19 protein-coding genes are annotated in these 19,837 nt (G+C 55.0%); 10 read left to right on the top strand and 9 right to left on the bottom strand.

All coding sequences use genetic code 11. The features are described from left to right. Positions 1–81: 81 nt before the first annotated feature. Positions 82–1,440 (bottom strand): glycoside-pentoside-hexuronide (GPH):cation symporter, encoded by a 1,359-nt coding sequence (locus tag KO1_RS02040; RefSeq protein ID WP_024274389.1) that lies wholly within the window; start codon positions 1,438–1,440, stop codon positions 82–84. A 508-nt stretch (positions 1,441–1,948) separates the two neighbouring features. Between KO1_RS02040 and KO1_RS02035 the strand changes: the two genes are divergently transcribed. Further along, positions 1,949–3,655, top strand: a complete 1,707-nt coding sequence (locus KO1_RS02035) for an alpha,alpha-trehalase (protein WP_023321208.1) — start codon at positions 1,949–1,951, stop codon at positions 3,653–3,655. Positions 3,656–3,757: 102 nt separating this feature from the next. On the opposite strand, the gene emtA is transcribed toward KO1_RS02035, so the two are convergent. After that, positions 3,758–4,369: a membrane-bound lytic murein transglycosylase EmtA gene (emtA, locus tag KO1_RS02030; RefSeq protein ID WP_016808276.1), complete on the bottom strand. Its 612-nt coding sequence runs from the start codon at positions 4,367–4,369 to the stop codon at positions 3,758–3,760. A gap of 95 nt (positions 4,370–4,464) precedes the next feature. Between emtA and ldcA the strand changes: the two genes are divergently transcribed. Both ldcA and KO1_RS02020 read left to right on the top strand, forming a co-directional pair. Further along, positions 4,465–5,379: a muramoyltetrapeptide carboxypeptidase gene (ldcA, locus tag KO1_RS02025; RefSeq protein WP_004103238.1), complete on the top strand. Its 915-nt coding sequence runs from the start codon at positions 4,465–4,467 to the stop codon at positions 5,377–5,379. 92 nt (positions 5,380–5,471) lie between these two features. Next, positions 5,472–7,205 carry a potassium/proton antiporter gene (locus tag KO1_RS02020; protein WP_004103240.1) on the top strand — a complete coding sequence of 578 codons (1,734 nt, stop codon included), beginning with the start codon at positions 5,472–5,474 and terminating at the stop codon, positions 7,203–7,205. A 16-nt stretch (positions 7,206–7,221) separates the two neighbouring features. Here the strand turns inward: KO1_RS02020 and dadX are convergent, their stop codons facing one another. Together dadX and KO1_RS02010 are read right to left on the bottom strand one after the other, a co-directional pair. Continuing rightward, the gene (gene dadX / locus KO1_RS02015; protein WP_004103243.1) at positions 7,222–8,292 is read right to left on the bottom strand and encodes a catabolic alanine racemase DadX; all 1,071 of its coding nucleotides are present in this window, start codon (positions 8,290–8,292) and stop codon (positions 7,222–7,224) included. 12 nt (positions 8,293–8,304) lie between these two features. After that, positions 8,305–9,603 carry a D-amino acid dehydrogenase gene (locus tag KO1_RS02010; protein WP_004103245.1) on the bottom strand — a complete coding sequence of 433 codons (1,299 nt, stop codon included), beginning with the start codon at positions 9,601–9,603 and terminating at the stop codon, positions 8,305–8,307. A gap of 320 nt (positions 9,604–9,923) precedes the next feature. Between KO1_RS02010 and KO1_RS02005 the strand changes: the two genes are divergently transcribed. Beyond that, positions 9,924–11,456, top strand: a complete 1,533-nt coding sequence (locus tag KO1_RS02005) for a SpoVR family protein (protein ID WP_004103247.1) — start codon at positions 9,924–9,926, stop codon at positions 11,454–11,456. 58 nt (positions 11,457–11,514) lie between these two features. Here KO1_RS02005 and fadR read toward each other — a convergent pair whose 3' ends face one another. Further along, entirely contained in the window at positions 11,515–12,234 is a 720-nt protein-coding gene (fadR, locus tag KO1_RS02000) for a fatty acid metabolism transcriptional regulator FadR (RefSeq protein ID WP_004103249.1), read from the bottom strand. A 245-nt stretch (positions 12,235–12,479) separates the two neighbouring features. Here fadR and nhaB point away from each other — a divergent pair, with 245 nt between their 5' ends. The 3 genes from nhaB to KO1_RS01985 all read left to right on the top strand — a co-directional run bounded on the left by nhaB (position 12,480) and on the right by KO1_RS01985 (position 15,155). After that, the gene (nhaB, locus tag KO1_RS01995) at positions 12,480–14,033 is read left to right on the top strand and encodes a sodium/proton antiporter NhaB (protein WP_024274390.1); all 1,554 of its coding nucleotides are present in this window, start codon (positions 12,480–12,482) and stop codon (positions 14,031–14,033) included. A 130-nt stretch (positions 14,034–14,163) separates the two neighbouring features. After that, positions 14,164–14,694 (top strand): disulfide bond formation protein DsbB, encoded by a 531-nt coding sequence (dsbB, locus tag KO1_RS01990; RefSeq protein ID WP_004103253.1) that lies wholly within the window; start codon positions 14,164–14,166, stop codon positions 14,692–14,694. Between the two features lie 116 nt (positions 14,695–14,810). Beyond that, complete coding sequence (locus tag KO1_RS01985) at positions 14,811–15,155, top strand: TehB family protein (protein ID WP_004103255.1); 345 nt, start codon at positions 14,811–14,813, stop codon at positions 15,153–15,155. A 9-nt stretch (positions 15,156–15,164) separates the two neighbouring features. Here KO1_RS01985 and ycgN read toward each other — a convergent pair whose 3' ends face one another. The 3 genes from ycgN to KO1_RS01970 form a co-directional block, all read right to left on the bottom strand. Further along, the gene (ycgN, locus tag KO1_RS01980; protein ID WP_004103257.1) at positions 15,165–15,611 is read right to left on the bottom strand and encodes a cysteine cluster protein YcgN; all 447 of its coding nucleotides are present in this window, start codon (positions 15,609–15,611) and stop codon (positions 15,165–15,167) included. A 94-nt stretch (positions 15,612–15,705) separates the two neighbouring features. Further along, positions 15,706–16,365, bottom strand: a complete 660-nt coding sequence (locus tag KO1_RS01975) for a fumarylacetoacetate hydrolase family protein (protein ID WP_004113717.1) — start codon at positions 16,363–16,365, stop codon at positions 15,706–15,708. A 17-nt stretch (positions 16,366–16,382) separates the two neighbouring features. Beyond that, on the bottom strand, positions 16,383–16,664 hold the full coding sequence (locus tag KO1_RS01970) for a YcgL domain-containing protein (protein ID WP_004103262.1): 282 nt from the start codon (positions 16,662–16,664) through the stop codon (positions 16,383–16,385). A gap of 126 nt (positions 16,665–16,790) precedes the next feature. Here KO1_RS01970 and minC point away from each other — a divergent pair, with 126 nt between their 5' ends. The 3 genes from minC to minE are packed head-to-tail and all read left to right on the top strand — an operon-like array spanning position 16,791 to position 18,598. Beyond that, a complete protein-coding gene (gene minC / locus KO1_RS01965; RefSeq protein ID WP_004103264.1) occupies positions 16,791–17,489 on the top strand; it encodes a septum site-determining protein MinC in 699 nt (232 codons plus the stop codon). Between the two features lie 23 nt (positions 17,490–17,512). Continuing rightward, the gene (gene minD / locus KO1_RS01960) at positions 17,513–18,325 is read left to right on the top strand and encodes a septum site-determining protein MinD (RefSeq protein WP_004103267.1); all 813 of its coding nucleotides are present in this window, start codon (positions 17,513–17,515) and stop codon (positions 18,323–18,325) included. 3 nt (positions 18,326–18,328) lie between these two features. Beyond that, positions 18,329–18,598 carry a cell division topological specificity factor MinE gene (gene minE, locus KO1_RS01955; protein ID WP_004103270.1) on the top strand — a complete coding sequence of 90 codons (270 nt, stop codon included), beginning with the start codon at positions 18,329–18,331 and terminating at the stop codon, positions 18,596–18,598. Positions 18,599–18,662: 64 nt separating this feature from the next. On the opposite strand, the gene rnd is transcribed toward minE, so the two are convergent. Next, complete coding sequence (gene rnd, locus KO1_RS01950; protein WP_162098340.1) at positions 18,663–19,778, bottom strand: ribonuclease D; 1,116 nt, start codon at positions 19,776–19,778, stop codon at positions 18,663–18,665. Positions 19,779–19,837 lie beyond the last annotated feature (59 nt).

Genomic DNA, 19,837 nt, shown 5'->3' with positions numbered 1-19,837 from the left:
TATTGTATATGTCATCCCGGATACCACCGGGCTATCCGGAGGCAATAAATCAGATAGCCCTTGCACTTTTTTAGTGTTTAATCAGGATTCAGCAAAAGTTCCGTTTTTCAAATCATCAACGATGCCGTTCATTCTATTTTCAGTTAAGCCATAGAATTTAATAGAGACTGCGGTAAGAACATAAAAAACAGAAGGTACCAGCGTGAATAACAGCACCACCCCCTGTACGGCGGAAGCCGGCTGTACCGTGGTGTTAGCGGCGTAATGGTAATAGGCTAATATCCAGCCAAGGATCGCCCCACCGACGGCGACGCCCAGTTTTATCACAAAGATATTGGCCGCAACGTTCATACCGGTAATACGCCGCTGGGTTTTCCATTCGCCGTAGTTGTTCACATCGGTAATCATCGACCACTGCAGCGCGCCGTTACCGCCCTGAATAATGGAGATCAGAATATGGACCCCAAGCACCAGAAGCCAATACTGCACCGGTACAATAAAGCACACGACCCCCAGCGCAGCGGTGACGAGATTAATCCAGAAAGAGAGTCGGACCTTACAGAAACGCGTACCAAACGGTTTTGCCAGCACCGAACCCAGCATGGAGGCAAACATCCCGCCGAGCATGAATACCGTAATCACGTCGGCGCCTTTGTGCAGCACGCTATTAACATAATAAACGACGGCGCCGCCGCGAATCACCACGGCGACCAGCATCATAAAATTGTAAACGGAAAGAATACGCCACTGATCGTTGCGGAAAAGAATTTTCACATCGCGGGAAATATTCAGATTTTCTTCTTTAATCGGCTGAACGCGCTCTTTAGTGGTCGCGAAACAGACGACAAACATCAGGCAGCCTATAACGCCAAATATCGCCATGGAGACCTGAATACCCGTCGCCCGATCGCCCGGATAAAGAAGATCAGCCAGCGGTAAAATAAACGCGGTACCCAGCGCACCGCCAATCGGCGTGATGGCAAAACGCCAGGATTGCAGAGAGAGGCTTTCACGCGGATCGGAAGTCAGCGCCGCGCCCAGCGAGCAGTAAGGAATATTAATGGCGGTGTACATCAACGTCATAAATATATATGCCGCAACCGCATAAACCACTTTCCCCGAGTCGGAGAAAGACGGTATGGAGTAAACCAGCACGCAGCTCACCGCAAAGGGGACGCATATCGCCAGCAGCCACGGACGAAAGCGCCCCCAGCGGGTTGAGGTGGCATCCGCAATCGCCCCCATAATCGGATCGGTAATCGCATCCAGCAGACGAACCAGCAAAAACATCGTCCCCATCACGGCGGGCGGTAGACCATAAATATCGGTATAGAAGTAGGCTAAGATGGCAACAGAGGAGTCAAATACAATATGGCTCGCTGCGTCCCCCAGGCTGTAACCTACTTTTTCTCTGACAGAAATTTTGTCGCCAGCAGACATACATCACTCCTTTACGAAAAAATGAAACCGGTTTCTGTAAAGTCTGCATTTTTTACTTTTCCCTCCTACAGATGCCATTATGTTTTTTTATTAATTATTTATGTTTTTTTATTTATGTGATCCTGTCAGCCTTCAATGGTATTAGAACCCGGTTTTTTGTTTGGCAGATCACATGTTTTAATACTTCGCTAACTTTTTTCAGGCGACAGGGATGAGCCGATAAAAATGCCATATAGGAATACCATGCCGCTTGTCTATTTATTTTTCTTATTCACGGATTATGTTTTTTATCAATTACCAGATATTCAGCGCCCCCCGAAGTACCATACAAGACAGCACTGTTTTAATCGCCAATATTTTGTCGGCGCGGAACAGAGCGATGCCCGGTAAATACTCTGTTTTCACTTAAAATGTTACCTCGGACACGCGCAGCGGCGGATATTCGTCTAAGGTTTTCTGATGGCCGAATGCAGTGGCACATAGTCTGCAATGATAAGGAGAACAATTTATGACGAGTCCGGTTTCCCGTCGCCCCGCAACCCTTCGTCTGGCGCTCGGGGGCGCATTTGTCGCTCTGGCGACGCTGACGGCTCAGGCTGAAGAGACCCGCCCTATCCCGCAATCGCCCGATATCCTGCTCGGACCGCTGTTTAACGACGTGCAAAGCGCCAAACTTTTCTCTGACCAGAAAACGTTCGCTGACGCCATCCCTAACGGCGATCCGCTGATGATCCTTGCCGATTATCGTATGCAGAAAAATCAGACCAGCTTTGATTTGCGGCACTTTGTCGAGCTTAATTTTACCCTGCCTCAGGAAAACGACCAGTACGTTCCGCCAAAAGGGCAAACCCTGCGCCAGCATATCAATGGACTCTGGCCAGTGCTGACCCGCAGTACCGTTGAAGTAGAAAAATGGGATTCGCTGCTGCCGCTGCCAAAACCTTACGTGGTGCCCGGCGGACGCTTTCGCGAAGTCTATTACTGGGATAGCTACTTCACCATGCTTGGCCTGGCTGAGAGCGGCCACTGGGATAAAATCGAAGATATGGTGACCAACTTTGCCGCCGAGATCGACGCCTGGGGTCATATTCCCAACGGCAACCGCACTTACTATCTGAGCCGTTCGCAGCCGCCATTCTTCCCGTTTATGGTTGAACTGCTGGCCACCCATGATGGCGACGAGGCACTCAAGAAATGGCTGCCGCAGATGGAGAAAGAGTACCAGTACTGGATGGATGGCGCTGAGGCGCTTCAGCCCGGCAGCGCCAGCAAGCGCGTGGTGCGCATGGCCGACGGCGCGCTGCTCAACCGCTACTGGGATGATAACGACACGCCGCGCCCGGAATCCTGGCTGGACGATGTGACCACCGCCAAAAATAACCCCAATCGTCCGGCGACTGAAATCTACCGCGATCTGCGCTCTGCCGCGGCATCCGGCTGGGACTTTAGCTCACGCTGGATGGATAACCCGCAGCAGCTCGGCACTATACGTACCACCTCTATTGTTCCGGTCGATTTGAACTCGCTGATGTTCCATATGGAAAAAGCCATCGCTCGCGCCAGCAAAGCGGCGGGAGACTCGACCAAAGCCGCGAAGTATGACGCGTTAGCCAATGCCCGCCAGAAAGCGCTGGAAAACTACCTGTGGAATGATAAAGAGGGCTGGTATGCCGATTACGATCTTAAAAGTCATAAGGTGCGCAATCAGCTGACCGCCGCGGCGCTGTTCCCGCTGTACGTTAACGCCGCCTCCAGCGAACGCGCGGCGAAAGTCGCCGCCGCCACCGAAACGCGGCTACTTAAGCCCGGCGGCCTGACCACCACCACGGTGAATAGCGGCCAGCAGTGGGACGCCCCCAACGGCTGGGCGCCGCTGCAGTGGGTCGCGGCGGAGGGTTTGCAAAAATATGGCCAGCAAAAAATTGCGATGGAGGTAAGCTGGCGTTTCCTGAGCAACGTCCAGCACACTTACGACAGCAAACAGAAGCTGGTGGAAAAATATGATGTCAGTTCGACGGGAACCGGCGGCGGCGGCGGCGAGTATCCGCTACAGGACGGCTTTGGCTGGACCAACGGCGTCACGCTGAAGATGCTGGACCTGGTGTGCCCGAAAGAGAAGCCGTGCGATTCCGTGCCTACCGCGCGCCCGGCGGCGAATGACGATATCGGCTCGGCGCAGCCTGCTGCGGTTGAGGAGAAAAAAGCCGCGCAGTGAACCTTCGCGCGGCGGGACTCCGCCGCGCGTCTTTCTCACTTTACTGTCCCTGAATCGGCTGGGCTGATGACCCCCGGCAAGCTAAGCCAGTGGGAGCGCCCGTTACATGGCGTCCAGCGCTTTCTGCAGCTTCCAGATATAGCGCGGGGCCTGCGGTGCCGGATGTTTCTTCACCACGTGCTCAAAGAAATCATCGGCGTCCATATCGTTAATCTCCTCAATCGCATCCTGGCGATTAGACGAGAAGGTGCGCAGCAGCGCGCCCGCGCCGTTGGCGTAGGAAACCACCACCGCATAGCGCATTACCTGCGGATCTTTAATCCCCGCCAGCGGACCGTTCTCGAGAATGCTAAGGTAGGCCGCCCCCATAGAAATATTACGCTCGGGATTTTTCAGTTCGCTCACCGAAGGATCGCCGCTCCAGCCCATCCGCCGGTAAACATCGCGCCCGGACGTTGAGGGTTTCAGCTGCATCAGGCCAACCGCGCCGGATTTGCTGACCACCGTCGGGTTGCCGCCGGATTCAATGGCGATAATGGCGGTAATCAGCTGGGGATCAACGCCCCACGCCGCGCCGGCTTTTTCGCTGATTGGCATCCACTGCATCGCCCGCTTAACCGGGACTTCCGGATTCCACGGCGGGTTACGATAATCGTGTTTTGAACTACAACCGGCCAACAATACAAATAAAAAAACACACCATCTCAATTTCACACATCTATCCTTATTGGCTGAAGTTTGCCGCACGGAGATGACAATAAACACTCCAGGCGGCATGATAACCCTTTCATTCTTAGCAAGGAATTGTCATGTCTCAGTTTTATCTCATCGCCCCCTCCGGCTATTGCATCAACCAGGAAGCGGCGAATCGCGGCGTGCAACGTCTGCAGGAGGCCGGGCATCAGGTGGCGCACCAGGAAGTCATTCCCCGCCGGGCACTGCGCTTTGCCGGGACTGAAAACCAACGCCTTGCCGATATTAACCAGCTCGCCGCCCTCGACGGCAAAAACCGTATCGTGCTGGCGGTACGCGGCGGCTACGGCGCGACTCGCCTGCTGCCGCAAATTGACTGGCAGGGGCTCATTGCCCGTCAGCAGCAGGATCCGCTGCTCATTTGCGGCCACAGCGATTTCACCGCCATCCAGATGGGCCTGCTGGCAAAGGGTAGCATAATCACTTTTAGCGGGCCGATGCTGGCGGGAAACTTTGGCGCCGAAGCGCTTAATGAATTTACCGAACACCATTTCTGGCAGGCCCTGCGCAACCCGGCGTTTACGCTTGAATGGCACGGCGAGGGGCCCGACTGTCGCGCCAGCGGCACGCTATGGGGCGGCAACCTGGCGATGCTGACCTCGCTTATCGGTACCCCGTGGATGCCGAAGATTAGCGACGGGGTTCTGGTTGTGGAGGATATTAACGAGCATCCCTTCCGCGTTGAGCGTATGCTCTTGCAGCTGCTTAATAGCGGTATTCTGGCGCGCCAGCGGGCGATTATCCTCGGCAGCTTTACCGGCGCTGTCGCCAACGACTACGATGCCGGATACGATCTGCCGATGGTATACGACTACCTTCGCCAGCAGCTTAACATTCCGGTCATCAGCGGCCTGGATTTTGGCCACGAGCAGCGCACGGTCACCCTCCCGCTTGGCGCCAGAGCATTGCTGGTCAACAACGCCTCTGCCACGACGTTGAGCATCAGCGGCCACCCGGTACTGACAGAATAAAAATTCCTCTAACGCATATCCTGATCGGCGTCGGATTGTTAAAATGGTGTAGTTTTTAATTTATCTTCACGCCGGTAAGGAGTACGTCAACATTGGACGCCGCTGCGGTCATCAGTCTGTTTATCCTGGGTTCTGTTTTAGTAACCTGTAGCATCTTATTAAGTTCCTTTTCCTCACGCCTCGGCATCCCGATTCTGGTTATCTTCTTAGCCATTGGGATGCTGGCGGGTATTGACGGTATCGGCGGCATTCCGTTTGACAACTACCCTTTCGCCTACATGGTAAGTAACCTGGCGCTGGCGGTCATTCTGCTTGACGGCGGGATGCGCACCCAGGCCAGCTCCTTTCGCGTAGCGCTTTGGCCCGCGCTGTCGCTTGCCACGGTCGGGGTGTTAATTACCTCGGCCCTGACCGGACTCATGGCGGCCTGGCTGTTTAAACTCGACCTGATTGAAGGCATGCTGATCGGCGCGATTGTCGGCTCGACGGATGCCGCAGCGGTGTTCTCACTGCTCGGCGGAAAAGGGCTAAACGAACGCGTCGGCTCAACGCTGGAAATTGAATCCGGCAGCAACGACCCGATGGCCGTGTTCCTGACCATTACGCTTATCGAGATGATTCAGCAGCATGAAACCGGCCTGAGCTGGATGTTCCTGGTGCATATCGTGCAGCAGTTTGGCTTAGGTATCGCCATCGGTCTCGGCGGCGGCTATCTGCTGCTACAGATGATTAACCGCATTGTGCTGCCCGCCGGGCTTTACCCGCTGCTGGCGCTGAGCGGCGGGATCATGATTTTCGCCGCCACCACCTCGCTGGACGGCAGCGGCATCCTCGCGGTCTACCTGTGCGGCTTCCTGCTGGGCAACCGGCCGATTCGCAACCGCCACGGCATTCTGCAAAACTTTGACGGGCTGGCGTGGCTGGCGCAGATCGCCATGTTCCTGGTGCTCGGCCTGCTGGTCACGCCGTCAGACCTGTGGCCCATCGCCATCCCGGCGCTCATTCTGTCGATGTGGATGATTTTCATCGCCCGTCCGCTGTCGGTATTCGCCGGCCTGCTGCCGTTTCGCGGCTTTAACCTGCGCGAGCGCATATTTATCAGTTGGGTGGGTCTGCGCGGCGCGGTGCCGATTATTCTCGCCGTCTTTCCGATGATGGCGGGCCTGGAGAATGCGCGCCTGTTCTTTAACGTGGCTTTCTTCGTGGTGCTGGTCTCGCTGCTTTTACAGGGTACGTCGCTCTCCTGGGCGGCCAAAAAAGCCAAAGTAGTGGTGCCACCGGTCGGATCGCCCATCTCACGCGTCGGGCTGGATATCCATCCGGAAAATCCGTGGGAGCAGTTTGTCTATCAGTTGAGCGCGGAGAAATGGTGCGTCGGCGCGGCGCTGCGCGACCTGCATATGCCGCCGGAAACGCGGATTGCCGCGCTATTCCGCGATAACGCTCTGCTGCACCCCACCGGCAGCACCCGCCTGCTGGAAGGCGATATTCTCTGCGTGATTGGCCGCGAACGCGATTTACCCGCGCTGGGTAAACTGTTCAGCCAGTCGCCGCCGGTGGCGCTCGATCAGCGCTTCTTCGGTGATTTTATTCTCGATGCCAGCGCCAGGTTCGCCGACGTGGCGCAGATTTACGGCATTGACGGGGGAGAAGAGTTTCGCGATCGTCAGCAGTCGCTGGGTGACGTCATACAGCACCTGTTAGGCGCCGCCCCGGTTGTCGGCGACCAGGTGGAATTTGCCGGCATGGTGTGGACGGTGGCGGAAAAAGAAGAGGATCACGTTCTGCGGGTTGGCGTACGGATGGCGGAAGATGAGGCGGAGTGATCCGCCTCGGTTCAGGTTACACTGTCACAACCGGCACGCGCGGCGCAAGGGCGCACATTAATTCATATCCGACGGTGCCGCAGGAGGCTGCGACATCGTCAATTTTGATCTCTTTACCCCATAGCTCGACCGGCGCGCCAATGCCTGCCTGCGGGCAGGTTGTCAGGTCCACCGCCAGCATATCCATTGAGATACGCCCGACCGTTACGGTGCGGACGCCATCAACCAGCACCGGCGTTCCGCTGGGCGCTAAGCGCGGGTAGCCGTCGGCATAGCCGCAGGCAACGATGCCGATTCGCCGCTCCTCAGCCGTGCGCCAGGTTGCGCCGTATCCAACCGCTTCACCGGCTTTCAGATTCTGCACGGCGATAATTTCGCTGCTTAGCGTCATGACCGGTTTCAGCCCGGTATTGGCCACATCCTGCCACTGGCCGGAAGGCGAAGCGCCATAAAGCACGATCCCCGGCCTCACCCAGTTAAAATGCGACTCCGGATGCCACAAGGTGGCCGCCGAGTTCGCCAGCGAGCGCGGGCAATCCAGCCCTTCCGCCGCCTGCTCAATGCGCCGCATCGGCTCCGCGATGCCATCCGGATTTTCCGCTTCGGCAAAATGCGACATCAACGTCATTTCACTGACGTTGCTGAGCGCTCGCAGCTGCTGCCAGACGATTTGCAGACGATCCGGCATAAACCCCAGCCGGTTCATCCCGCTATTCACCTTGACGTAAATATCAAGCGGCGCATGCAGCTTCGCCTGCTGAAGGGCCTTAATTTGCCAGTTACTGTGCACGCTGGTGGTCAAGCGGTATTTATCAAATAACGCCAGCTCATCGGCATGAAAAAAGCCTTCCAGCATCAGTATCGGCCCTTTCCAGCCCAGCTCACGCAGCAGTATCGCCTCTTCAAGATTCAGCATCGCGAAACCGTCTGCGGCGCTAAGCGCATTCCAGACCCTTGCCAGACCGTGGCCATACGCATTGGCTTTGACCACCGCCCACAGGCGCGAGCCGGGCGCCGCGCGGCGAACAATTTGTTGATTCTGGCGTAAGGCTGACATATCAATGCTGGCCTTTACAGGACGAGACATGAAAGCTCCTTGTTAATTGTGAACGCCATGCAGATGCTGAGCGCGGGCCGGCGTAAAGCCGCGTCCGTAGCGGGCGACGGCAAGATCGTCATACGGGATCGCCGGCGTGCGTCCGGAGATCAGGTCGCTAATCAGCTGCCCTGAACCACAGGCCATGGTCCATCCCAGCGTGCCGTGGCCGGTGTTGAGCCACAGATTTTTATACCCCGTACGCCCCACCACCGGCGTACCGTCCGGAGTCATCGGACGCAGTCCGGTCCAGAAGGTTGCCTGTTCAACGTGGCCGCCGCGCGGGAACAGATCGCGCACTACCATCTCCAGGGTTTCACGCCGCGGCTGCAGCAGTTCTTTATTAAATCCAACAATTTCCGCCATTCCACCAACGCGAATACGCCTGTCGAAACGGGTGATGGCGATTTTGTAGGTTTCATCAAGGATAGTCGAAACCGGCGCGCCGTCCTCTTCCGCGATGGGGATCGTCAGCGAATAGCCTTTCAGGGGATAGACCGGAATATCCACCCGCCCTTTCAGCATGGCCGTCGAATAGGATCCGAATGCCATAACGTACGCATCGGCTTTAATAATTTCAGCGCCGCACTTCACACCCGAGATGAGATCCCCTTCATAGAGCAGTTCATCCACCGGAGTATTAAAACGGAAAGTCACGCCCGCCTGCTCCGCCATTCGGGCCAGACGAGTGGTGAAGAGCTGGCAGTCGCCGGTTTCATCATTAGGTAAGCGCAAACCGCCCGTGAGCTTATGGCTCACTTCTGCCAGCGCCGGCTCAACTTCCAGCAGGCGATTCGCTTCCAGCAGCTGGTAAGGCACGCCCGCATCCTGCAGCACCGCAATATCGCGGGTCGCGTTCTCGAACTGCTTGTCAGTGCGGAATAGCTGGAGCGTACCACCCTGGCGCCCTTCATACTGAATACCGGTGCTCTCGCGCAGCGCTTTCAGGCAGTCGCGGCTGTACTCGGCCAGGCGCACCATTCGTCCTTTATTTTCCATATAGTGGCGAGTGTCGCAGTTGCGCAACATCTGCCACATCCATTTCAGCTGGAACTGGGTGCCATCCAGACCGATAGCCAGCGGAGCGTGGCGCTGGAACATCCACTTAATCGCCTTCAAAGGGACGCCCGGCGCCGCCCAGGGCGCGGCGTAGCCGGGGGAGATCTGCCCGGCGTTAGCGGCGCTGGTCTCTTCGGCCGGTCCCGGCTGACGGTCGATAACCGTCACTTCATGTCCTGCCTGGCTTAAATACCAGGCGCTTGCGACTCCTACAACCCCACTTCCCAGTATGACGACGCGCATAGCGGCTCCGTAATCGTTAAAGAACAATCATCTGATTACAAATTGATAACTCAGATGAAAATATTATTCAACATACGCTTTATTTATGGTGACTTATCTCACAGGATTCTGCGCCAGCGCTGACCCCGTCGCTTTACCATCTCCTGCTGCGCCTCATTTTTCTACAGAATAAAATTCTGATTAAAGCGCAAAACAGCGCCTTTAAGATTGTGAAATCGCGAAGAAAGGGAATGCGGATAGACGCAGTTTGCGACGCCGTGTTCTATGCTTGTTTAGAGGTTTTCCGTACAGAGAGAACCATCAACAACGAGGGCGCGCTAATGGCTACGATTGATTCCATGAACAAGGACACAACCCGTTTAAGCGATGGACCCGACTGGACTTTTGAGCTGCTGGAGACCTATCTGGCAGAAGTCGACCGGGTGGCGAAGCTGTACCGTCTTGACACCTATCCGCACCAAATCGAAGTCATTACTTCCGAACAGATGATGGATGCCTACTCCAGCGTCGGGATGCCGATTAACTATCCGCACTGGTCGTTCGGTAAAAAATTCATCGAGACCGAACAGGCCTATAAGCACGGCCAACAGGGGCTGGCTTACGAAATCGTCATTAACTCCAACCCCTGTATTGCCTATTTGATGGAAGAGAACACCATTACCATGCAGGCGCTGGTGATGGCGCACGCCTGCTACGGGCATAACTCGTTTTTCAAAAATAACTATCTCTTTCGCAGCTGGACCGATGCCAGCTCAATCATTGACTATCTCATCTTCGCGCGGAAATACATCACCGAATGTGAAGAGCGCTACGGCGTTGATGAAGTTGAAAAACTGCTCGACTCCTGTCATGCCCTGATGAATTACGGCGTTGACCGCTATAAACGCCCGCAAAAAATCTCGCTGCAGGAGGAGAAGGCGCGGCAAAAAAGCCGGGAAGAGTATCTGCAAAGCCAGGTGAATATGCTGTGGCGCACGCTGCCGAAGCGAGAAGAGGAAAAAACCATCGAAGCCGCGCGTCGCTACCCTTCTGAACCGCAGGAAAATCTGCTCTATTTCATGGAGAAAAACGCGCCGCTGCTGGAGCCGTGGCAGCGTGAGATCCTGCGCATCGTGCGCAAGGTCAGCCAGTATTTTTATCCGCAGAAGCAGACTCAGGTGATGAACGAAGGCTGGGCGACTTTCTGGCACTACACCATCCTGAATCACCTTTATGATGAAGGTAAAGTGACGGAGCGCTTTATGCTGGAGTTCCTGCACAGCCACACCAATGTGGTGTTCCAGCCGCCATACAACAGCCAGTGGTATAGCGGTATTAACCCCTACGCGCTGGGGTTCGCCATGTTCCAGGATATCAAACGTATTTGTCAGTCGCCGACGGAAGAGGACAAATACTGGTTCCCGGATATTGCCGGCTCTGACTGGCTTGAAACTCTGCACTTCGCGATGCGCGACTTTAAGGATGAAAGCTTTATCAGCCAGTTCCTGTCGCCGAAAATCATGCGCGACTTCCGCTTCTTCACCGTGCTGGATGACGATCACAACAACTATCTCGAAATATCCGCAATTCATAATGAAGAGGGATATCGTGAGATTCGTTCCAAACTTTCAGCGCAGTACAACCTGAGCAACCTCGAGCCAAACATTCAGGTATGGAATGTGGACCTGCGCGGCGACCGCTCGCTCACCCTGCGCTACGTGCCGCACAACCGCGTGCCGCTGGATAAAGGCCGCCGTGAGGTGCTTAAGCACGTTCACCGCCTGTGGGGATTTGACGTTCTTCTGGAGCAGCAAAACGCCGATGGCAGCGTCGAGTTGCTGGAACGCACCCCGCCGCGGCAGAACCCGCTGTAGCCGTTGAAAAGCAAAACGCCCGGGAAATCACCGGGCGTTTTTTATTCATTCCGTGGGCTTAACGCATATTAATCGCTAAGTCGCCCGGTAGATTCTTCTGCATACGATGCCAGATCTCACCGCTGTCGCGGCCGTAGCGGCGTACGATGTCATAAACCTGCTCATGCAGGCCCTCTTCACAAACTTTAGCCAGCTGATGATAGAAGCCGAGCGCCAGGCTGCGCGCTTCCGGATTGGCAAAATAGTGGCGACCGATACGGGTATATAGGCCTTTCATACCGTTGAGGATCAGACCATAAATGGGATTGCCTGAGGCAAACGCCAGACCGCGGAAGATATTGTAATCCAGCTCGGCAAACGCATCGGCGTGGTCTTCAATTTCACGCGCGCTCGCCAGTACCTCCAGCGCCTTATCCGGATGCTGACGAAAAGCGGTACGGATGAAAATGGTCGAAATATTGGTACGCACGGACAGCAGATTATCAATCAGCTGCGGTACGCTGTCATGGTCGAGACGCGCCAGGGTTTCAAGAATATTCAAACCTGAAGTTTCCCAGAAATTGTTCACCTTTGTCGGTTTACCATGCTGAATGGTTAACCAGCCATCGCGGGCCAGACGCTGCAACACTTCACGTAAGGTTGTACGGGTAACACCAATCAGTTCAGAAAGTTCACGTTCAGCGGGAAGAATTGAACCAGGGGGAAAACGGTTATTCCAGATACTTTCAATGATGTACTCTTCAGCGAAACCCGCAGGGCTTTGCGCCTTAATGACCATAATAAGATTTCCATTACACAGCGTTGCTATTCGACTCATCATACCAGAGCGGCCATAAGGCAGATAGCGCCAGAAAGTAATTAAAAAGGGATCGCCGTTTCATTTTCCACTTTTCATTTCACATTTTCTGTTGCTAAAGAATGTGATGCGAAGAAAGTTGCGTCTCGTTTTGCGCAACTGGTAATCTTGCGTATAGTTACGCATAAAATCATGTTTCAGAATTTGACGGAGAAAGGATGTCTGTCGTGGAAATGTCTTATGGCCGCGCCCTGTGGCGCAATTTTCTTGGCCAGTCCCCGGACTGGTACAAACTCGCTCTCATCATTTTCTTAATTGTTAATCCGCTGGTCTTTTATCTGCATCCGTTTATTGCCGGATGGCTGCTGGTTATCGAATTTATCTTCACCCTGGCGATGGCGCTCAAGTGCTATCCCCTGCTGCCGGGCGGCCTGCTGGCCATTGAAGCGGTATTTATCGGCATGACCACCCCGGGGCATATCCGCGAAGAGGTGGCCAGTAATCTTGAAGTCCTGCTGCTGCTAATGTTTATGGTCGCGGGGATCTACTTCATGAAGCAGCTGCTGCTGTTCATCTTCACCCGCTTGTTGCTTGGCATTCGTAGCAAGATGCTGCTGTCGCTGGCGTTTTGCGTCGCATCCGCTTTCCTCTCCGCCTTCCTCGACGCGTTGACCGTTGTCGCAGTGGTGATAAGCGTTGCCGTCGGCTTCTACGGTATTTACCACAAAGTCGCTTCGGCGCGGCCGGATGATGACAATATGCTCGACGACAGCCATATTGAGCAGCACTATCGCGATGTCCTGGAGCAGTTCCGCGGCTTCTTGCGCAGCCTGATGATGCATGCCGGGGTCGGCACCGCGCTCGGCGGCGTGATGACCATGGTCGGCGAGCCGCAGAACCTGATCATCGCCAAGGCGGCAGGCTGGCACTTCGGCGAATTCTTCATGCGTATGCTGCCGGTTAGCCTGCCGGTGCTGGTATGCGGACTGATCACCTGTCTGCTGCTGGAGAAATTCCGCCTGTTTGGCTACGGCGAACCGCTGCCGCCAACCGTGCGCAAAGTGCTACAGGATTTTGACGATCGCAGCCGCCAGAGCCGCAGTCGTCAGGATCGCCTGCGTCTTATCGCTCAGGGTCTTATCGGCGTCTGGCTGATTATCGCCCTTGCGATGCATCTTGCGGAAGTCGGCCTGATCGGCCTGTCGGTGATTGTGCTGGCGACAACGTTCTCCGGCATCACCGATGAACACGCTATCGGCAAAGCCTTCACCGAAGCCCTGCCGTTTACCGCCCTACTGACGGTCTTCTTTGCCGTGGTGGCGGTTATTATTGACCAGCACCTTTTTGCCCCGGTGATCGAGTTCGTTCTTCAGGCATCGCCGCACGCCCAGCTATCGTTGTTTTATCTGTTTAACGGTCTGCTGTCGTCGATTTCTGATAACGTCTTCGTTGGAACCGTCTATATCAACGAGGTCAAGTCCGCGCTGGAGCAGGGTACCATCAGTTTGCCGCAGTTCGAGCTGCTGGCGGTGGCGATCAATACCGGCACCAACCTGCCATCGGTCGCTACGCCGAACGGCCAGGCTGCTTTTTTGTTCCTGCTGACTTCCGCGCTGGCCCCGCTGATTCGCCTCTCCTATGGCCGGATGGTGTGGATGGCGCTGCCCTATACTCTCGTCCTGACCCTCGTCGGCCTGGCCTGCGTCGAGTTTACCCTGATGCCGGCCACCCAGTGGATGCTGGAGCACGGTTGGCTGGTGACGCCGCAACTGCTGAAATAAAATCATCCATGCCCGGCTCAAAACGCCGGGCATTCCATATTCGTTTACGTAATATTTTCAGACTAGCTGCTGGCGTCGCTACGGTTTTCGTTTACACTGCCATGATTTAGCATGTTCCAGGGAAATGATTATGTTGCGATATTTAAACCAGTGCTCAAGGGGACGCGGTGCCTGGCTCCTGATGGCGCTAACCGCGTTTATTCTTGAATTGGTGGCGTTATGGTTCCAGCACGTGATGCTGCTGCAGCCGTGCGTACTGTGTATTTACGAGCGCTGCGCGCTATTTGGCGTGATGGGCGCCGGTATCGTCGGCGCCATTGCGCCAAAAACCCCTCTGCGCTACGTCGCGATTGTGATTTGGCTCTACAGCGCCCTGCGCGGGCTGCAGCTGTCATGGGAACACACCATGATTCAGCTTCACCCTTCCCCCTTCCAGACCTGCGATTTCGCCGCTCGTTTCCCAACGTGGCTGCCGCTGGATAAATGGCTGCCTCAGGTGTTTGTCGCTACCGGCGACTGCTCCGTACGCCAGTGGGAATTCCTGACGCTGGAAATGCCGCAGTGGCTGGTCGGCATCTTCGCAGCCTATCTGGTGGTCGGTGTACTGGTGCTTATCGCTCAGCCGTTTAAACCTAAAAAGCGCGATCTGTTTGGTCGCTAAGACCGATTGCTCATAAAGCGCTCCTCCGGGAGCGTTTTTTTTGCCTGCGCGTTGACGTTGCCGCCATAAAGTTGCATATTAAATACATCTTATAAATGTTAACTAAGGAGCACATGATGTCTCATTTGCGTATTCCCGCTAGCTGGAAGGTAAAACGCTCCACCCCATTCTTTACTAAACAGAACGTACCCGCCGCTTTGCTGACGCACCACAACACCGCAGCGGGTGTTTTCGGCCAGCTTTGCGTGATGGAAGGGACGGTAACCTACTATGGTTTCGCCGATGAACAGGCGACAGAGCCTGAGGCAAAAGTCGTTATCAATGCTGGCCAGTTCGCAACCAGCCCGCCGCAGTACTGGCACCGCATTGAGCTAAGCGACGACGCGCAGTTCAATATTAACTTTTGGGTTGCAGATGACGCCGACGGTGAAAGCGGACTATTCCACGCGAAGAAAGGCTAACTGCGCGCCTTACTGCGCCCAGTCCGGTTTATTCAGAATATGATCCTGCCAGTCAACCACGGTGGATTCTTTCACCGCAATATGGCGAACGGAGATGCGTTCGCCATGCATCGCCGCCTTCGAACCGGTTAACAGCGGATGCCAGTGCGGCAGCGGCTGGCCTTCCGCCAGCAGACGATAGGCGCAGGTCGGCGGCAGCCATTCAAACGTAGGCAGATTGTCGCGAGTTAGCTTGATGCAATCCGGCTCATACTCGAAGCGGCGCTCATAGTTACGACACTGGCAGGTTTTGATATTGAGCTGACGGCAGGCGACGTTGGTAAAGTAGATTTCGTCGGTATCTTCATCCATCAGCTTATGCAGGCAGCACTGACCGCAGCCATCGCAAAGTGATTCCCACTCCGCATCGCTCATTTCATCCAGTGTTTTTTGTTGCCAGAAAGGTTGTTCGCTCATTGGGATGTCCGTCATTGCAGTTCAGGGTGCACCTTATAACCACTCTGGCACGCCGATGCAAGTTTTGCCGCCCGGAGAAGGCGGCAAGCGGACGTTACAGCACGCGGGTAGTCAGCGAAAAGCCGTTAAAACCGACTTCCAGCTCGTCTCCGCTGCTCAGCGGCCCTACGCCTTCCGGCGTACCGGTCAGCACCACATCCCCGGCTTTCAGGGTAAAAAAGCGCGACATATAGGCGATGAGCGGCACAATCTTATGGATCATGTCGGCGGTCGAACCCTGCTGGCGCACTTCGCCGTTCACCTTCAGACTCAGCGGAGTACTCTGCGCGTCGCCGTGAAACTCGGCGGCGGGAATAAAGCCTGAAACAGGACAGGAGTTATCAAAGCCTTTGGCCTTCTCCCACGGCTGACCGGCCTTTTTCAGTTTTCCCTGCAGATCGCGCAGGGTAAGGTCCAGCGCCACGCCATAGCCAGCAATGGCTTTCAGTACATGATCTTCCGTCGCCTGGCGCAGCGTACCGCCAATCAGTACCGCCAGCTCAACTTCATGGTGCACTGACCCCAGCCCCTCAGGCAGCACCAACGGCTGGCGGATGTCGCATAGCGCCGTCTCAGGTTTAATAAACAGCACCGGCTCTTCCGGCGTCGCACTGCCCATCTCTTTGATGTGTTTTGCATAGTTGCTGCCAACGCAAACCACTTTGCTTACCGGATAATCCAGTAGCGCACCCTGCCAGTTATGATGTTGGTACATTATATTCCCTCTGTGGGTTAATCAGATTTATTCCCCTGTTCCGCCAGGTGTTTCTTGAGTAAATTTTCAGACGGAGGAGGCAGCTGAAGGTAATAGCCCTGATCGGTGAGCGCCTGTTTCACTTTCTCCAAATCGGCGTGAATGAGTTTTTTTCGTCCATCGAGCGGTAGAATCATTGCCAGTTTGGGCGTACCGAAGCTATACATTAATTCGTCAGGAACGCGGGAGAAATCGTCCTTTTTTTCGACATATAAATAGGTTTGCTCGCGTTTAGTACTTCGATAGATCACACAAAACATAGTTTTACTCGGAATTAGACCTGTGGTCACTTGCCTCAATATATGAGTGACTATAACATGCCTTTTAGTCTTCGGAATATCACCGCACTTCAGCGAGTGATAAACAGCAAATTGAGTAAGGCCAGGATGTCAAATACGCCAATCGAACTTAAGGGCAGTAGCTTCACCTTATCTGTGGTTCATTTGCACGATGCAAATCCCGAGGTTATTCGTCAGGCGTTAGAAGACAAAATCGCCCAGGCTCCCGCCTTTTTACGGCACGCTCCCGTGGTGGTGAATATCAGCAGCATTGAAGATGACGTCGACTGGCGCCCTCTGCATGAGGCGATCGCGGCTACCGGCCTGCGTATTATGGGCGTAAGCGGATGTAAACTTCCCCGGCTGAAAACGGAAATTGACCGCGCCGGGATCCCTTTATTAACCGAAGGGAAAGAAAAAGTGACTCGCCAGGCCGCGCCTGAACCCGTTGCCCCACCTCCAGCTGTTAATCAGATCACAAAAACGCGTTTGATTGATCAGCCGGTACGTTCCGGTCAGCGTATTTATGCGCCACACTGTGATCTAATTGTTACAAACCATGTGAGTGCCGGGGCTGAACTTATCGCCGATGGTAACATCCATGTATATGGCATGATGCGGGGACGCGCGCTCGCTGGCGCAGGCGGCGACAGAGACGCCCAAATATTTTGTACCAACCTCTCGGCGGAACTGGTTTCCATCGCGGGGGAATACTGGCTGAGTGATAACATTCCGGCCGAATTTTATGGCAAAGCGGCCCGTCTACGTTTAGACGACAGCGCTTTGACGATTCAATCGTTGAATTAATCCCTTTTTAACAAGGAATTTCTATGGCACGCATTATTGTTGTGACTTCGGGTAAAGGAGGCGTTGGCAAGACCACCTCCAGCGCGGCCATCGCTACTGGTTTGGCCCAGAAGGGAAAGAAAACGGTCGTTATCGACTTCGACATCGGCCTGCGTAACCTTGACCTGATCATGGGCTGTGAACGCCGGGTCGTTTATGATTTCGTCAACGTCATCCAGGGCGATGCCACGTTGAACCAGGCGCTTATTAAAGATAAGCGTACGGAGAATCTCTATATTCTCCCGGCCTCCCAGACGCGTGACAAAGACGCCCTGACCCGCGAAGGCGTAGACAAAGTTCTCGAAGAACTGAAAAAAATGGATTTTGATTTTATCGTCTGTGACTCCCCTGCAGGCATCGAAACCGGTGCGCTGATGGCGCTGTATTTTGCTGATGAAGCCATCATCACCACCAACCCGGAAGTCTCCTCCGTTCGCGACTCCGACCGTATCCTTGGTATCCTGGCCTCCAAATCCCGTCGCGCGGAAAGGGGCGAAGATCCAATTAAAGAGCACCTGCTGCTGACGCGCTATAACCCAGGCCGCGTAAACAAGGGTGACATGCTGAGCATGGAAGACGTGCTGGAAATTCTGCGCATCAATCTGGTGGGCGTGATTCCGGAAGATCAGTCCGTGCTGCGCGCGTCAAACCAGGGCGAGCCGGTGATTCTGGATGACGCCTCGGACGCGGGTAAAGCCTATGCCGATACGGTTGAACGTCTGCTCGGAGAAGAACGCCCTTTCCGCTTCGTAGAAGAAGAGAAGAAAGGTTTCCTCAAACGCCTGTTCGGAGGATAAATTATGGCATTACTCGACTTTTTTCTCTCGCGGAAAAAGAACACGGCCAATATTGCGAAAGAGCGCCTGCAAATTATCGTCGCGGAGCGCCGTCGCGGCGACGCTGAACCGCACTATCTTCCGCAGTTGCGTAAAGACATTCTTGAGGTGATTTGCAAATACGTGCAAATCGACCCGGAGATGGTCAGCGTACAGCTGGAGCAGAGAGACGGTGATATTTCGATTCTGGAGCTGAACGTGACCCTGCCGGAAACTGAAGAGTCGAAGCCCTGAGCCTGAGGTGTAAAAAAACCGGCAACGCTGTGCGCAGCCGGTTTTTTCACTATGCCGATCGGCGCTAGCGCGGGTAGTCGCTTAATAGCGCATTCAGGCGATCGGCCATCAATTCACCGCGCCAGCCGGAAACCAGTTCAGGCTGCCCGTTGCCGTTTTTTAGCCCCCAGTGCCAGTTCAGCAGCTGATTAATCTGTCTTCTTGAAGCCAGCAGCTCCGCGCTCACGCCCTTCTCGGCGCTTACGGTCTGAACTAACGCTTTGATATCCTTAAACAGCTTGCGGTAACCGGGCATGTCGATCAGATTTTGCAGCGGCTCTGGCAGCGCCTCTTCCGGCAGCGCCTGCGCCTTCTCGACGAGGGCGATCAGCGTCTTACCGTGGAAACGAATCTCGCTGCCCGAGAGTCCGAGGCTGTCAAGTTCCCCCAGGCTGGTGGGCATATAGCGCGCCACGTTCCACAAATGCTCTTCACGGATAACAAAGTTGACCGCCAGGTCGCGTTCGCGCGCTTTACGCAGCCGCCACTCCGCCAGCAGCTGCAGGCAGCCCAGCTGACGAGTGCGCAGCTGCCAGGCATTACCAATGTCGCGCCACGCCTCGGCAGGATCCTGAATCTCCTGACGACGCTGCTGCATCAGCTGGCATTCATCCAGGGCAGCGGAAAGCCAGCCCGCGCTGTCGGTTTCAGCCATCAGCTTTCCGGCAATCGGCAGCAGGTACCAGACGTCGGCGGCGGCATAAACGCACTGGCGTTCGGTCAGCGGGCGCGCCAGCCAGTCGGTACGAGATTCGCTCTTGTCCAGCGCCACGCCGGTATACTCTTCTACCATCGACGCAAAGCCCCAGGACATCGGACGACCGCAAAAAGCGGCAAGAATTTGCGTGTCGATCAGCGGCTGAGGCATCAAATGAAAGGCATTAAGAAATACTTCCAGATCTTCACTGCCAGCGTGCAAAAATTTGGTCACATCTTTATTCAGCAGCAGTTCACGCATCGGTTCCCAGTCGGTGATAACCAGAGGGTCAATCAGCGAGACCTGGTTGCCGTCGAACAGCTGGAGCAGACCGAGCTGCGGGTAGTAGGTACGAGTACGGACAAATTCCGTATCCAGCGCGATGGCAGAAACCGCGCTTGCCGCTTCACAGACGGCGCGAAGGCCATCGTTGGTGGTGATCATCTGATAGTTCAAATCATACTCTCTTAACTTGCGCCCATAAAAAACGCCGGCTTAGCCGG

The organism is Klebsiella oxytoca NBRC 105695 (genome assembly GCF_001598695.1).
GTDB lineage: Bacteria > Pseudomonadota > Gammaproteobacteria > Enterobacterales > Enterobacteriaceae > Klebsiella > Klebsiella oxytoca.
This window is presented reverse-complemented; position numbering and strand designations above follow the sequence as displayed.